Source organism: Clostridium sp. TJA032 (genome assembly GCF_058310275.1).
In genome coordinates, this window is record NZ_JBZEFB010000004.1 from 24,339 (window position 1) to 41,319 (window position 16,981).

The following is a 16,981-nucleotide window of genomic DNA, read 5'->3' on the forward strand; positions in this document are numbered from 1 at the left end:
AGTCAATACTTTCAATTTTTGCCCTAAAAATACTGATATTTTTGCATTTTTTTTAAAATTTATTGCTTTTTATATTTTAACAAGCCATAAATTAGTAAAAACGCTTATTTTTCACTTATTTTAGCTTCTTCCCATAGTTTATCCATCTCTTCTAAAGACATATCTTTTAAATTTTTATTGTTCTTTATTGCTTGATTTTCAATGTATGAAAATCTCTTTATAAACTTTTTAATTGTTTTATCTAAAGCTAATTCTCCATCCACTTCTAAGAACCTTGCTACATTTATACATGCAAAAAGTAAATCGCCTACTTCACCTTCTATTATTGACTTATCTTCACAATTATAAACCTCTTTTATTTCTTCTAATTCTTCTTTAACTTTATCCATAGCACAATTTATATTATCCCAATCAAAGCCTACCTTTTTAGCCTTTTTTTGAACCTTATATGCTCTAGTAGTAGCTGGAAGTGATTTCGCAATACCTTCCATTTCTTCAGTTAAAGTTTTAATTCCTTTTTCCTCTTTTTTTATTTCATCCCAATTTGATAAGACTTCTTCTGAATTATCAACATTCTTATTTCCAAAAACATGAGGATGTCTGTTTATCATTTTATTTGATACTGCACCTATTACATCCATAATATCAAAGTATCCATCTTCTTTTCCTATAGAAGAATGGAATACAACTTGAAGTAAGACATCTCCAAGTTCTTCAATTAACGCCTCTTCATCCTCATTTTCAATAGCCTCTATAACTTCATAACATTCTTCTAAAAGAGCACTCTTTAAACTTTCATGAGTTTGTTCTCTATCCCAAGGACATCCTTCAGGACTTCTTAAAAATTCTATTATATCTAGTAAATCTTGAAAGTCTTTTTTATTATTTAAATCTTTAGGAATATAGATTGATGTTAAATAATCTATATCTTCCTGCCAATCTAGCTCATATAAAGGTATTTTTCTTATACTCTCTAAACCTTCAACTCCAGCTGCTCTTACAAATATTATTTCAGTATCATCTTCATATGCTTCTAAAAGCCTTAACTTAACTTCAGAAGCTATGAAATTATTATACACTTGAGTTATTATAGTCCCAACACGCTTATCTAAAATTTGATTTTTCATATCAAAGGCATCAATTATTTTAACCCCTTCTATAGGGTCTACTTGAAGTGCTTCCATCATAGCATCCACAAAGCTAACTGCTGGTAAAACTTCATAGTTAATATCTTTTTCTTTACATAATTCAATTAAATTAACTACTGACTTTTCAGCTACTAGAGGATGTCCTGGTACAGCATAGATTAAATCTTCCTCATTATTAACTTTAGTTATTAAATCCTCTGCAATATATTTATAAACTTCATCAAAATTATCATATTTTTCATAAGCATAATCATATGATTTAAACTTTATTCCTTCATCTTTTAAAAAATCAACTGTAGGATGTTTTTCTGTTCTAAAAAATATATTCTTATTGTTTTTTAACTCTTTTAATGCACCTATTGTTAAAGCTTCATAGGCACCTGGTCCTAGCCCAATTATCTTAAGCATTCCATATTCTCCTTCGCAATTTATATTAATTTTTTAGCTTTCCCTTTATTTCTTCAATACTAAAAATCTTAAGTACAAACAATGATATCATATATATAATAATACCCACAAATATAGCTATTAAGCAAGATATACTGTTCTTTTCACTATATTTTAAAGCTTGCGAATATAAATATAAAACAGTTCCAATCATTAAAATTGATGCAAATATTGGCTTTATTATTACATCTTTTATATTAGGCTTATATTTAAATCTCTTTTTCATATATAAAAGATTTAATAATACTACTAGAGAATAAGATATTATTGTTGCTATTACAGCACCATAAATATTTAAAGATTTTATAGGTATTAAAGTAATTGTTAAAACAATTTTTAATATACATCCTATAAACAGATGAAGAACAGGTCTATAGTAATAACCCATACCTTGTAGAATAGATGTTGTTATTTGTGTTCCAACTAAAAATGGAATACTTATTGATAAATATTTTAATATCATAAATCCATCAGCTTTCCCTGGAAATAAAAGATTCATTATAGGTTCTGCCATGAAAAACAGCCCTAAAAAGCAAGGAATTGAAACTATCATACATAGTTTCATTGTAGTATCTATTTTTTCTTTAACTTGAAATTTATCTTTAAGAATATACAATTCAGAAATTATAGGTATTATTGATGCTGCTAAAGCTGTTGCTAATGTCATAGGAATGTTAGTAAATACTGTTGCCTTTCCTGTTAGTTGAGCATATAAAACAGTAGCTTCTTGCCCTGTAAAACCAGCTTGTAAAAGTTTTTGTGGAACCAAAACAGAATCTATAACTCCCATAACACTTCCTACTGCTGCACCTATGGATATAGGAAGTGCTATATTTATTATTTCCATAAATATTTTATGACTTCCCTTTATTTTTCCTAACCTAAAACTTTTTTTAATTTTTCTATACTTAGGAATTAAATATATTGAAGCTACAAAGGCTCCAGCTACTGCACCAAAGGAAGCTCCTCCAGCAGAATACTCAATTCCTTTATCTATTAAAAAATATGCTAATCCAACACCTATAACAACTCTACCTATTTGTTCTATAACTTGAGATACAGCTGTTGGATTCATATTTTGAAAACCTTGAAAAAATCCTCTAATCGGAGTTATTATTCCAATTAAAGTTGGTGCTAAACAAATACCTAATATTGAATAATATGCTTTATTATCCCATTTTAAAAATGGTAAAAGAAACTTTCCTCCTACTGCTAAAAAAATGCTTGTCCCTATTCCTAACAAAACCATAACTTTTAAAGCTTCTTTTATTACTTGAAAACTTTCTTCATATTTTCCTAATGCATTTTTTTCTGACACTAGTTTAGATACTGCAATAGGTATTCCTGCTGCAATTGCAACAAAGAGCATATATAAGGGATATGTCATTTGATAATATCCTAACCCTTCATCTCCTATTAACATTATTAAGGGCCATCTAAAAAACAACCCAAGAAACTTAGCTAAAATTCCAGCAAAAGCAAGTATTAAACTACCTTTTATAAGGGATTGTTTATTCATAAAATACCTCCAAATTTAAATTAAATAAATTATATTTAAATACTATGTCTTTTATAATATTTATTAGAAATTCAACCTTTGTAATACTTAATTAAAATAAGGATTTACTTTACTTTAATTAAGTCTCATTTTATATTATTTAAAATTCAGAGGTATTATTACTATTTAAAATATAATTATTAAATTATAATAGCTTAAATTACTGTTCCATTTGTTTTCCTAAAAAGTTAGCAGCTGTTTCTGCTAATTTTTGCTCAACTTCACCTAAAGGTTTTCCTTCTTTAGAAAGTATAACTACTGCTCCTATAGCATCCCCTTCTGCTAATATAGGTGCTATTACTTGACCTGTGTATTTTCCTTCTTCATCATCACTATGAATAGGTATTAAATTTTTATTATTAGCACTTAATACTACAGACTTTCTTTTGTTCATTATATCTTCTAAGTCATCACTTATTTTTCTTTCTAAAAATTCTTTCTTAGAAGTTCCACTTACAGATATAAACGCATCATTATCAGATATAAGAATTATATGTCCTGTTGATTGTTGTAAAGCTTCAGCATACTCTTTAGAAAAATCAGTTAATTCTCCTATTGGTGAGTATTTTTTTAATATTACTCCTCCATCTCTATCTGTAAAAATTTCTAAAGGGTCTCCCTCTCTTATTCTTAAAGTTCTTCTTATCTCCTTAGGTATTACAACTCTACCTAAATCATCAATACGTCTTACTATTCCTGTAGCTTTCATTTATTTGTACCTCCTTATAAAACATAATAATTACTAATTTTTATGTACACTAATAGTATTAAATTTATTTGAAATTTTATGCATATTCATTCTATTTATGTCATCTTTAAATTTAATAGCCAAATTAAGAAAATATATATTAAAGTTCTAAATAAAAAAAGACTTATGGAATAACTTCCATAAGTCTTAATAAATACTATTTGCTTATTTTTAAGCCTTCTTGTAATTTATCTTCATAAACTTTTACATTTAAATCTTTTTTCCATTGGTCCATATCTTGATTAAACTTTTCTGAATCTTTTTGTTGTTTTAACATTTGTACTATTTGTGATTTAACAGCATCAAAAGGTAATTGTGCACCTTTTTCATAAGTTGGACCAGCTTCAATTATATGATATCCAAATCTAGTTTTTATAGGCTTAGATATTTCACCTTCTTTTAAATCTTTTAATCCTGCTACAAAGTCTGGATCTAAACCTGAATTTTCTTCAGGAACTACTCCTAAACTTTCTGCTATAGGGGTTTTCTTTTCTGCTTTATTGTTTTGATATTTTTCAAATAAATCGTTAAATGTTGTTTTACCAGATTTTATATCGTCATAAGCTTGTTGAGCTTCTTTTTCATTTTCAAATAATAAGTGTCTTGTAAGAACCCCTGTTGCATTCGCTACAAACTGTTGCTTATTTTCATCATAATATTTTTTAGCATCCTCATCTGTTACCTTTACATCTTTAGTAGCAGCATTTATAGTAGCTTGAGCTATAACTTGATTTTTTAAGTAGTCTCTAAAAGTTTCTTCTGTAAAGCCTTCATTTTCTAAAGCCTTTTTAAAATTATCTCCAAACTGCTTTTTAATACTTTCAAATTGCTTATCTACTTCTTTTTTTATTTCATCCTCTGATGGTGTTACGCCTAATTTTCCTGCTTCAATAACTAATACTTTTTCATTTACTATTCCTTGTAAAGTTCCTTGTCTTTGTTGTAATATTTGTTGAGCAGCCTCTGGGTCTTCCATGTACTTATCTCCATATTTCTCCTTTAAGCTATCAAAAAGTCCCTTTAGATGTGAATCAACTTCTCCTAAAGTTATTTTTTCTCCGTCTACTGTAGCTACAGCAGTTTTCTCAATAGCGGCTTGAGTTTTTTCTACCATATTACACCCAACAGCACCAAACATTAAAACTCCAACTAGTGCAGCTCCTACTATCTTCTTTACACTTATCATTCTAATACCTCGCCTTTCTCCTATTAAAATTTACATAATATTCTAATTAAATCCTATTTTAGTATATCAATGTTACAATAATATTTCAATTTATAAATTATTAATTCACTAATTACTCATTTCTTAAATTTATTATTTTATCAAGCATTTCCTTAAATATTTTTAAAACATCTTCTTTCTTTCTATCTTTAACTCTATATAAAAGTGTTGGCTTATCTAAAAATTCAATTAATATATCTTCTTTATAATCCTCTAAAAGAATTTTAAATATTCTCTTATCAGTTCTTTCTCTACTTTCAAAGATAAATATTACATCTTCATTTCTTTCTTTTATTTCCTCAATATTTAAAAGTTTTGCTTTACTTTTTATATAAGCTATATCCATAAGATTATATACAGTATGTGGAATAGATGAGAATCTATCTTCTAATTCCTCTTTAACATACTCATAATCTTCTTCATTTTCTATAGCTGCAATTTTCTTATAAACTTCAATCTTTTGAATTTCATCTTTTATATAACTTGAAGGAATAAAGGCATCAACTTTTAAGTCAACAGTAGTTTCAACTGGTTCTCTATCCATCTCACCTTTTATAATTCTTATAGTATCCTCTAACATTCTACAATATAAATCATACCCAATAGCAGCCATATGTCCATGCTGAGCTGAACCCATCATATTTCCTGCTCCTCTTATTTCAAGGTCTCTCATCGCAATCTTAAAACCTGAGCCAAGTTCTGTGAAATCTTTTAGAGCCTTAAGCCTTTTCTCTGCTACCTCAGTTAAAACCTTATCCCTTTGATATAAGAAATATGCATAAGCAACCTTATTGCTTCTTCCGACTCTTCCTCTTAATTGGTAAAGTTGAGAAAGCCCCATTTTATCAGCATCATTTACTATCATTGTGTTTACATTTGAAATATCAATTCCTGTTTCGATTATTGATGTACAAACTAAAACATCATATTTTCTTTCCATGAAATCTATCATTTCAGTTTCTAACTGTCTCTCTGTCATTTGTCCATGAATTACAGTTGCTTTACACTCTGGAACAAGTTCCTGTATATAATTTGCTACTTCTTGGATACTTTCAACTCTATTGTGAACAAAATAAACTTGACCGTCTCTATTAACTTCTCTTAAAATTGCATCTCTAATAAGTTGGTCATTCTGTTCTACAACATATGTTTGTATAGGATATCTATTCTCAGGTGGTGTTTCTATTACTGAAATATCTCTAACACCAGTAAGGGACATGTGAAGTGTTCTAGGAATAGGAGTTGCACTTAAAGTAAGAACATCAACATTTTTCTTAAAGCTTTTAATTTTTTCTTTTTGAGCAACACCAAATCTTTGTTCTTCATCAACAATTAAAAGTCCTAAATCTTTAAATTGAATATCCTTAGATACAAGCCTATGAGTTCCTATTAATATGTCAACATTTCCCTCTTTTAAAGCTTTTAAAGTTTCAGTTTGCTGTTTCTTTGTCCTAAATCTACTTATCATATCTATTCTTATAGGAAAACCAGCAAATCTTTTTTTCATATTCTTATAATGTTGTTCAGCTAGTATTGTTGTAGGAACTAAGAATGCAACTTGCTTTCCTTCCATTACTGCTTTAAATGCCGCTCTAATAGCTACTTCAGTTTTCCCATATCCAACATCACCACAAAGCAATCTGTCCATTACCTTATTTGCTTCCATATCACTTTTTATATCTTCAATAGCTGATAATTGGTCTGGTGTTTCTTCATATGGGAATTCATCTTCAAATTGCTTTTGCCACTGAGTATCCTTTGAAAATTTATAACCCTTAACCGTTGACCTTTCTGCATATAATTTAACTAAATCACCAGCTATATCGTTTATAGACTTTCTAACCTTAGCTTTAGCTTTTTGCCAGTCATTACCACCAAGCTTACTTATCTTAGGAGAGGCACTATCTGAACCTATATATTTTTGAACTAAATCTAATTGTTCAACAGGAACATATAACTTATCACCTTTAGAATATTCAATATCTAAATAATCTCTTTTATGTCCTTGAACCTCTATTTGTTTTATTCCCTTATAAACTCCAATACCACTATTTACATGAACTACATAATCTCCAGGCTTTAACTCTGCAAAGCTTTTAATCTTAGATACGCCCTTTGATTTTTTTCTCTTAGTCTTTTTAGCTTTTTTACTTTCACCAAAAACACTTTTATCTGATATTAAAGAAATTTTTATATCAGGATATTCAAATCCTTTATTTTGTTCTCCAAAGGTTATTACTACTTCTCCATCATTTATATCATTAACATCATCTTTATAAACACTTTCTATATCTAGTTCTCTTAAAGTATTTACTAATCTTTCTCCTCTTGGTCTTGTTCCTGAAAGTATTAATGTTTTAAATCCATTTTCCTTATTTTCTTTTATATCTTCTATAAGCATATCAAGTTTTCCTTGATAACCACTTTTAGTAATTTGTTTTATTTCAACTCTATTTAAAGAATCTATAAAACCGCCTTCTCCAAAAGGAACTAAATTTATAACCTTATTACTCTTAAGAGATTCCTCAACAAAACTATCATCTAAAATCAAATTAATTTGTGAGGGTAATATGCTTCCTCTCTCTAAAAAAGATTCATAATTTTCTTTAAACTCAAAAATAGTACTTTCTAATTTTCCCTTACATCTTTTAGCGTCATCTATTATAAAAGTATAGTTATTAAAATAATCAAAAAGTGTTGCTGGCTTATCAAAAAAGAAAGGAAGATAACTATCTATAGTTTCAAAATTCCATTTCTCTTCTAAAGATTCTATATTCCTTTTAATTACTTTATTAAGCCTTTCTTTAACTTCTTTATCTGAAACCTTACTTTCAAATTCTGAAAGTTCACTTCTCATTTTTTTTACAGCTTTTTCTATTATTTCTTTATTTAATATAATCTCCTTAGCAGGAAAAATCTCTGCTCTCTTTACTGTTTCTATACTTCTTTGAGATTCCACATTAAAGGTTCTTATAGACTCAACCTCATCTCCAAAAAGTTCTATTCTAAAAGGATTTAAAGAATTAGGAGGAAATACATCTAATATGCCTCCCCTTAAAGAAAATTCTCCCTTACCTTCAACAGTTTCTAATCTTTCATATCCACTTTCAACAAGTTTACTTGCAATATCATTTAAATTTATTTCATCTCCAACTTTAATTTTAAAAACATGATTTTTATAAAGTTCTTTAGGCGTATAGGTTGCTATAAAAGATTCTATTGATGTAACAATTATTTTTTTTGTACTTCTTAGCATCTCCTTTATAACTTTTAATCTTGCCCATCTTAAATCTCCTGAAATTGCATCTATGTTATAAAAAACTATTTCTCTTGAAGGTAAATAATAAACATTAGGTAAATAAAAAGATAAATCTTCATATATATTTCTAGCCTCAATATCATTGTGAGTAACAACAACTATAGGCTTATCTGATTCTTCATATATACCATTTATAAAATAGGATTTTCCAGAATCAGATAAACCTTTTATAATTATTGGATATTTTTCATTTTCAATAAAAGATTTTGTCTTTTTAAAAGCCTCACTATTTAATAAGGGAGTCATTAACCCCTGTAACCTCAATCTAAACACCACCATTTCTAAAGTAAATAAATTATTCTATATTAACTCCATTAAATTTATTCATTGATTCCTTAGCATCATTTTTTATTATTTCAACTATTGCATCACTAGCTATAGGAATAACTTTTTCCATCTTTTCTCTATCTTCTTTTGAGAATTTCCCTAAAACATGATTTACTAAATTATCCTTAGGTTGTCCTACCCCAACTTTAACCCTTGGAAATTTATCTCCACCAAGATTTTGTATAATGCTTTTTATTCCATTATGTCCACCAGCACTACCTTTTTCTCTAATTCTCAATCTTCCTATGTCTAAGCTAATATCATCATAAACAACTATTATTTCATCATCTTCTAGTTTGTAAAAGTTAGCTAGCTCTCTTATACTTTCTCCACTTAAATTCATATATGTTAAAGGCTTTAATAAAATAACCTTTTCATTTTCTATAAATCCTTCACCTAAAACCCCTTTAAATTTTTCCCTATTTACATCAATATTATACTTATTTGCCATATAATCAATTACATCAAAACCAATATTATGTCTAGTTTGTTCATACTGTTTTCCTGGATTTCCTAATCCTACTACTAAAATCATATTAACCTCCCTATAAAATAAGTTATTATTTAAAAATTAAATCATTCTTTAATTATACTTTCACTATTAATATAAAACAATAAAAAACCCCTCACTTTGTGAAGGGCTTTACCTTTTTATTAATTTAAAGTTACTAAAATATCTTTAATATCTTCTCCTCTTATAACTTTAATATTAATCTCATCACCTACTGAATATTCTTTTAATAAATTAACTAAATCCTCTACATTTTTAATCTCTTTTTCATTAGCTTCAATTATTATATCCGTAGGCTTTATTCCAGCTTTAAAGGCATTACTATCTTTTTCAACATCTTCTACATATATTCCATAAACATTACTTTTTTCATCTGAAACAGTAGAACCAGTAATTCCTAAGGTAACATTAGAAGTTTCCCCATCTTTTCTTATTATGGAATCAACTACTCTTAAGGCATCATTTATCTCTATTGCATAATATATTCCTTCTTTTGAAAATTTCTTGGTAAAATATAGACTGTTTATTCCGATTACAACTCCATTATAATCACATAATATTCCACTATTATTTTCTGAATTTATTAAAGAATTAGTTTCTATAAGACTTAGAGAATCTGAATCATTATTTTCATCTTTTCTTAACTCAAGTTTTTTTATAGGAGAAGTTATTATTCCATTTGTAACAAAACCTAAGGGCTCTTCACAACTTGAATTTCCTAAGGCAGCAACCTTTTCTCCTACTTCCACAACTTCTAATTCAGATGTTGAAATACTTTTTAATCCATTAGCACCTATTTTTAAAACTGCAATATCTGTTTCTTTGTCAAATCCAACAATTCTAGCTTCAAAAGGATTGATATCACTACCTGATATCTTAACATAAACTTTTGAAAATTCTTTTATGGCACTATAACTAGTTATTATGTATCCATCTGTTCTCACAATAGACCCTGAAACGTTTTTATCAGATTCTTTTTCTGACGATAAATTACTACTATCTTCACTAATCGTAACTAAACTAGACCCTGATTTATTAACTAAATTAGTTATATCATACCTTCCATCTTTTATCTCATTTAAAAGACTTTCTTTTTGTTCTTTAATCGTTAAATCTTTAGTATAGTGTTTAAAGGCAATAAAACTCACTAAAACAACTAGAATAATAAAACAAAATAACTTTAATAAGTTTTTTATCCAAAACCTTTTTTTATCCTTTTTAATCACTATATTGTCATAGTTATTTTCATTTACTCCATGGGTCTCCTTCCCCTTTTTAGAGTTTTTAAAAAAATTCCCCATAAAGCCCCCCTATGCAATACTTATTTAACTTTAGTTAAAGTAAAATTAAATCTAACACCTATTATTTGACCATTTTTATTTTTTACATTTTCAGCCCAAATATCCTCTTCTAATTGAAGAATTATATTTTTAACAATTGATAGACCTAATCCTGTACTAGTCTTATTGCTTCTTGCTTTGTCGACTTTATAAAATCTATCCCAAATATGGGTTAAATCATACTCATCAATTCCTTTGCTAGTATTAAATATACTAACAACAATTTTACCGCCTTTTGTTTTAGTTGATATTTTAACCTCACCATTTTCATCACAGTATTTTATTGCATTATCAACTAAATTAGTAACAACTTGTATAAGTCTATCATTATCACCATAAACATATTGTTTTTCGCTCTCTAGTAAAACTTCAACCTTTATGTTTTTACTTGTTGCCTTTTGATTCATCTTTAACACAGTTGTTTCTATTATTCTATTTAATTCTAACTCACTTATATTAAACTCAAGTTTTCCAGCTTGCATAGCTGATAAGTCTAATAAGTCATTTATAAGTCTAGTTAATCTACTTATCTCATCGTTTACTATAACAAGATAATACTCTTCTTTATCTTTAGGAATAACTCCATCTAATATGGCAGTTATAAATCCCTTAATAGATGTCATAGGAGACCTTAACTCATGAGACACATTAGATATAAATTCTCTTCTATTCAATTCTGCTTCCTCAATAGAAGTAGCCATTATATTAAAAGACTCTGCAAGTTCACCAACTTCATCATCATAAGAGACATTAACTCTATTTCCAATTTCACCATTAGCAATTTTTTTAGCAGCATTATTTATAACCTTTAAAGGCTTTATAATAATCTTCTTAGAAATAAAATATATTGCTAATCCTGAAAAAATTATTGCTACAGCTACACACATCCATACTATCTGATTAATTCTAACAAGAGAATCTGACAATGCACTTAAAGGTGTTACTATAGATATAGCTCCAGTAAATACACCTTTATAGAATATAGGTTTAGAATATATAAATTCTTTTTTCTTTTTTCTCTCTATAGATGTATTTTCTTTTAATACCTTCATATCTTCATCATCTATTTTTGTTCGTTTTAGATAATCATATTTTTCATTTGAAACTGAATATATGTAACCGTAACTATCAACTAAATAAATATCTGCTTTTAGTGAATCTCCAATAAATGATATAGACTTGTCTAATTCACTTAAAGTAGTTTCACTATTCATAAATGAATTTACAACTTGTTCTATAACCTCAGCCTCTCCAGATAAAGTTTTTAATCTTTCTTGATAATATTCTTTTCTAAATAAGCTAGAGAGTATTATACCAACAATAAAGAAAGTAATGCATATTGTTACGCTTAGTGTTAAGATTAACTTTGGAACTAAGCCACGACATCTCATTATTTCACCTCAAATTTGTACCCAACACCCCAAACAGTTTCAAGTTGCCAATCCTCTCCACCATTTAACTTTTCTCTTAATCTTTTTATGTGAACATCTACAGTTCTTGAATATCCTGGGTAATCATATCCCCAAACCTCACATAAAAGTTGATCTCTTGTGAAAACTTTATTTTTATTACTTGCTAAGTAATGTAAAAGTTCAAATTCCTTAGGTGGAGTTTTAACTTCTTCTCCATTATATATAACCTTATAAGAATTAGCATCTATAGTTAAGCCTGGGAAGTTTAATACTACATTATCAGGTTCTTCTCCTGAATATCTTCTCATTACAGCTTTTACTCTTGCTAATAATTCTTTTGGTTCAAAAGGTTTAACTACATAGTCATCAGCACCAATTTCTAAAGCTAAGACTTTATCAAAAGTTTCTCCTTTAGCAGTTAACATTATTACAGGAACATTACTATCTTTTCTAATCCATTTTAAAACTTCCATTCCATCAATTCCTGGTAACATCATGTCTAAAACAACTAAGTTAGGACTAAAGTTTACAAACTCTTCTTTAGCAGCTTTTCCATCATGTGCAACTTTAACATTGTAGCCTGTAGTTTCTAAGTACATTTTTATTACTTCGCATATATTTTCATCATCGTCTACAATTAAAATCTTTCCTAATAAACCTTCCATAAAATTCACCTCTTAAAATCCTTTCTGTAACTATTCTACATTTGTCCTTATTTGTGCAATTTTATACTTTAAAAATAAAATATTTTTCATTAAAAATATTATTAATGTATATAAATAAAGTGTAAAACATTTATTGATTTTTATCAATTTATAATTAACAAAATTATTTTATTTTTACATTTTAATCAAATTTAAACGTTTTTGTTTAAAAAATGTTTCATTTTTTAGTGAATTTATAAAAAAAAAGAGCGACATAAGCGCTCTTTTTTTAATCTTGGAATAATCCACTTAATGGTTCATCATCATAAATTCTATTTATTGCATCTGCCATTATAGGTGCTACTGATAAAGATTTAAATTTTTCTAAGCCTTCTGTTTTAGGAAGAGCTATAGTATTTAGCATAACTAATTCTTCAATAGCACTATTATTTATTCTTTCAAAGGCAGGACCTGATAATACTCCATGAGTACAACAAGCATATACATTTGTTGCTCCTAAATCTTTAAGCGCATTTGCGGCGTTAGTTATAGTTCCTGCTGTATCTATCATATCATCTATTAAGATACAAACTTTTCCCTTAACCTCACCTATTATATTCATAATTTCAGATACATTTGCTTTTGGTCTTCTTTTGTCTATTATAGCTATAGGAGCATTAAGCTTATCTGCAAATTTTCTTGCTCTAGTTACAGAACCTAAATCTGGAGACACTACAACTACATCGTCTCTATCAGCTAATCCTTTATTAACAAAGTATTTTGCTAATATAGGCGAACCTAGTAGATGGTCTACTGGTATATTAAAGTATCCTTGAATTTGAGCTGCATGTAAATCCATTGTAAGAACTCTGTCAGCACCTGCTGCTGTTAATAAATCTGCCACTAACTTAGCTGTTATTGGATCTCTTGACTTAGCTTTTCTATCTTGTCTAGCATATCCATAATAAGGTATAACAGCGTTTATTCTACCTGCTGAAGCTCTTTTGAAAGCATCAATCATTATTAATAGCTCCATTAAATTATTGTTTACAGGACTACAAGTTGACTGTACTATAAATACATCACAACCTCTAACAGTTTCTTTTATATTTACTGATATTTCTCCATCACTAAAAGTTCCAACTTCAGCTTTACCTAATTCTATGTTTAAAGCCTTTGCAATTTCTTTAGCTAATTCTGGATGAGAATTACCTGTAAATATTTTTATGTTTTTTAAATGATTTTCCATTTAGTGAAGACCTCCTTAAAATTAAACCTAGCCTTTGGCCTTTGTATATTTAATGCTTATTTAAGCTTTTTTCTTTCAACCCAGCCCTCTATATTCTTTTGTTTAGCTCTTGCTATAGCTAAACTTCCTTCTGGAACCTCTTTAGTTATTGTTGAACCTGCTGCTATATAAGTATTATCTTTTACTTCAACAGGAGAAACTAAATTAGTATTACATCCTATAAATGAATCATCACCTATTATTGTTTTATATTTATTCTTTCCATCATAGTTAACTACAACTGTACCACAACCAAAGTTACATCTTTCTCCAACTTCAGCATCTCCAATATAAGTTAAATGTGAAACCTTTGTATTATTACCAATAGTTGATTTTTTTATTTCAACAAAATCCCCAATTCTAACTTGTTGCCCTACAACACTTTCTGGTCTAACATAAGCAAATGGTCCTACAGTTGTTTCATCACCTATTTTACTCTCTAAAATAACTGAACTTTGAATTTCAACACCATTTCCTATTACACTATCTTTAATTCTTGAATTAGGATATAAAATGCAATCTTCTCCAATTTCCGTTTTTCCTTCTATAACATTACCTGGATATATTATAGTATCTCTTCCAATAACTACATCTGGTTCTATATATGTGTTTAGAGGGTCTATTATAGTAACCCCATTATCTAAATGAGTTCTATTTATTCTATTTCTCATTATGCTTTCAACTCTAGCAAGTTCAGCTCTTGAATTAACTCCTAAAGTTTCTTCAAAATCTGTTATCATAGCTCCAACTTTTTTGTTTTCTTTCTTTAATATTTCTATAACATCTGTTAAGTAATATTCTCCTTGAGCATTATTATTTGAAAGCTTTTCTAGAGAAGATAAAAGACTTTCTATATCAAAACAATACATTCCTGCATTTATTTCTTGTATTTTTATTTCTTCTTCATTACAATCTTTATGTTCTACTATTTTTTCAACTGAATCACCACTTCTAACTATTCTTCCATATCCTGTTGGATTTTCTATAATTGATGTTAAAAGTGTAGCAGAATTATCTTCTTTTATATGTGAATCTATTAGATTTTTAACAGTTTCAGCTTTTATTAAAGGAGCATCTCCTGTGAAAATTGCCACAACTCCTGTTTTTCCTGCTAAAAATTCTTTCGCACATTTTACTGCATGGCCAGTACCTAACTGCTCTGATTGTAAAGAATAACTGACATTTCTTGATTTTGTTCTTTCTTTAACTAAGTCAGCACCTTTTCCTATTATTACGTTAACATCATCTATATCTGCATCTCTCATAGCATCTATTACATGGTTAACCATTTCTTTTCCACAAGCTTTATGTAAAACTTTTGGTAACTTAGATTTTATTCTAGTTCCTTGACCTGCTGCTAATATTATAGCACATTTATTCATAAAAACACCTCTTTGTGATACTCATTTTATTATATAAGCTATACTATTTAAAATTAATCTCTTATTTTTTTAAGAAATCTTTAAATTTCTCATTTTCAATTATATGTTAATAAATATCTTATTTCAACATTAAGTTACCACTTTTACCCTAAGTAAAATATTAGAATAAAAAAATAAAAGGAAGTTAACTTCCTTTTATTTAAATTATTCCTGAGTATCTAAATTTTTAACCTTTTCATATTCATCAAGAATAGCTTTTTGAATTTTTTCTCTAGTTTCAGTATTTATAGGATGAGCTATATCTTTAAACTCTCCATCTGGTGTCTTTCTACTTGGCATTGCAATAAAAAGTCCATTTTGTCCTTCTATAACCTTTATATCGTGGACTACAAATTGATTTTCAAAAGTTACTGAAACTATAGCTTTCATTTTACCTTCTGAAGCTATCTTTCTAATCCTTACATCTGTAATATTCATTATGGTACACCTCCAGTTGTTGTTATTATGTATATTCTATGAAAAATTTTGAAATCCTTCTTTTTTTCATATTTTTTGTAAATTATTTTTTAACATAATAACATTTTCTTATTAAATAGAGGGTACCATTTTCACTCCGTTTTCATTTATCTCTATAATATCTATTAAAGAAACATAGTCCTTAGTTATTTTGTTTGTAGATAATTTGTTATCTATTAATACACCAATTCCAAGAAGTTCAGAATCAAATTCCTTTAATAAATCTACTAAACCTTTTGCAGTTCCGCCACCTCTCATAAAATCATCTATAAATATACATTTACTTCCTTGCTTTAAAGATTTTCTAGATAAACACATTTGTTGTATTTTGCCTGAAGTTCCTGAAACATAATTAATAGAAACTGTAGAACCTTCTGTTACTTTACTATCTCTTCTTGCTGTTATTAATTGAACACCTAAACATTTGGCAACTTCATAAGCTAAAGGAACTCCTTTAGTTTCTACAGTTATTACATAGTCTATATCCATATCTTGAAAATAAGATGCCAATATAATAGAAGCCTTACTTATTATACTTGGATTAAACATGATATCGGTAACATATAAAAAATTACCTGGAACAACTCTGTTGCTTTCACTTGCAATATCACAAAGTTCATCTAAAAACTTTCTTTTTTCTAAATCTCCAACTTCAGGAATATACTTTATTCCACCTGCCGCTCCTGCTATTGTTTCTACCTTTCCCATAGAAAACTTAGATAAAACCTCTCTAACTATAACTATATCTTCACTTATAGTTGATTTTGCCGCATTTAAAAGATCTGAAAACTTATTTAATCCTATTATTTTATTAGGATTTTCTATAAGAACTTTTGTTATAATCGATACTCTGCTATTTCTACTTAACTTCTCCATATTAATCACCTGACCTATATAAATTTCCAGTACACAAGTATATATTTTTCCACAATTTATTGATATTTTCTCCTAAAAAACCACACACATTAATATAATTAACCATTAATCCTACATTTAAAATAATTATAACAAACTTTGTTAATACTGTTAACCAGTTATATATTACTCTGTGCGAATTTTAATTTTTTTTTATTAATAATTATTAACATTTTCCTTTTTAAGTGTATAATTATCTAT

Annotated in this window: 13 protein-coding genes; all 13 read right to left on the reverse strand. The window is 28.0% G+C overall.

Translation table 11 applies throughout. The annotated features are described in order from the left end of the window. Positions 1-104: 104 nt before the first annotated feature. Positions 105-1,556: a bifunctional methyltransferase/pyrophosphohydrolase YabN gene (yabN, locus tag AC4FRL_RS09570; protein ID WP_491139971.1), complete on the reverse strand. Its 1,452-nt coding sequence runs from the start codon at positions 1,554-1,556 to the stop codon at positions 105-107. A 25-nt stretch (positions 1,557-1,581) separates the two neighbouring features. Continuing rightward, on the reverse strand, positions 1,582-3,114 hold the full coding sequence (locus AC4FRL_RS09575; RefSeq protein WP_491139972.1) for a putative polysaccharide biosynthesis protein: 1,533 nt from the start codon (positions 3,112-3,114) through the stop codon (positions 1,582-1,584). 199 nt (positions 3,115-3,313) lie between these two features. Next, entirely contained in the window at positions 3,314-3,862 is a 549-nt protein-coding gene (spoVT, locus tag AC4FRL_RS09580) for a stage V sporulation protein T (RefSeq protein WP_491139973.1), read from the reverse strand. Positions 3,863-4,058: 196 nt separating this feature from the next. After that, positions 4,059-5,087, reverse strand: a complete 1,029-nt coding sequence (locus AC4FRL_RS09585) for a peptidylprolyl isomerase (protein ID WP_491139974.1) — start codon at positions 5,085-5,087, stop codon at positions 4,059-4,061. 112 nt (positions 5,088-5,199) lie between these two features. Then, entirely contained in the window at positions 5,200-8,709 is a 3,510-nt protein-coding gene (gene mfd / locus AC4FRL_RS09590) for a transcription-repair coupling factor (protein ID WP_491139975.1), read from the reverse strand. A 31-nt stretch (positions 8,710-8,740) separates the two neighbouring features. Beyond that, complete coding sequence (gene pth, locus AC4FRL_RS09595; RefSeq protein WP_491139976.1) at positions 8,741-9,307, reverse strand: aminoacyl-tRNA hydrolase; 567 nt, start codon at positions 9,305-9,307, stop codon at positions 8,741-8,743. A gap of 119 nt (positions 9,308-9,426) precedes the next feature. Continuing rightward, entirely contained in the window at positions 9,427-10,584 is a 1,158-nt protein-coding gene (locus AC4FRL_RS09600; RefSeq protein WP_491139977.1) for a S1C family serine protease, read from the reverse strand. A gap of 20 nt (positions 10,585-10,604) precedes the next feature. Continuing rightward, on the reverse strand, positions 10,605-12,014 hold the full coding sequence (locus AC4FRL_RS09605; protein ID WP_491139978.1) for a HAMP domain-containing sensor histidine kinase: 1,410 nt from the start codon (positions 12,012-12,014) through the stop codon (positions 10,605-10,607). Next, complete coding sequence (locus AC4FRL_RS09610; RefSeq protein ID WP_011010926.1) at positions 12,014-12,700, reverse strand: response regulator transcription factor; 687 nt, start codon at positions 12,698-12,700, stop codon at positions 12,014-12,016. Before AC4FRL_RS09610 ends, AC4FRL_RS09605 begins: the two co-directional genes overlap by 1 nt. Positions 12,701-12,968: 268 nt before the next feature. Continuing rightward, a complete protein-coding gene (locus AC4FRL_RS09615) occupies positions 12,969-13,928 on the reverse strand; it encodes a ribose-phosphate diphosphokinase (RefSeq protein ID WP_491139979.1) in 960 nt (319 codons plus the stop codon). Positions 13,929-13,984: 56 nt separating this feature from the next. Beyond that, positions 13,985-15,349 carry a bifunctional UDP-N-acetylglucosamine diphosphorylase/glucosamine-1-phosphate N-acetyltransferase GlmU gene (glmU, locus tag AC4FRL_RS09620; RefSeq protein WP_491139980.1) on the reverse strand — a complete coding sequence of 455 codons (1,365 nt, stop codon included), beginning with the start codon at positions 15,347-15,349 and terminating at the stop codon, positions 13,985-13,987. A gap of 204 nt (positions 15,350-15,553) precedes the next feature. After that, positions 15,554-15,826, reverse strand: coding sequence for a septation regulator SpoVG (gene spoVG / locus AC4FRL_RS09625; RefSeq protein WP_491139981.1), 273 nt, complete (start codon positions 15,824-15,826; stop codon positions 15,554-15,556). Between the two features lie 111 nt (positions 15,827-15,937). Then, positions 15,938-16,741 carry a pur operon repressor gene (gene purR / locus AC4FRL_RS09630; RefSeq protein ID WP_491139982.1) on the reverse strand — a complete coding sequence of 268 codons (804 nt, stop codon included), beginning with the start codon at positions 16,739-16,741 and terminating at the stop codon, positions 15,938-15,940. Positions 16,742-16,981: the final 240 nt, after the last annotated feature.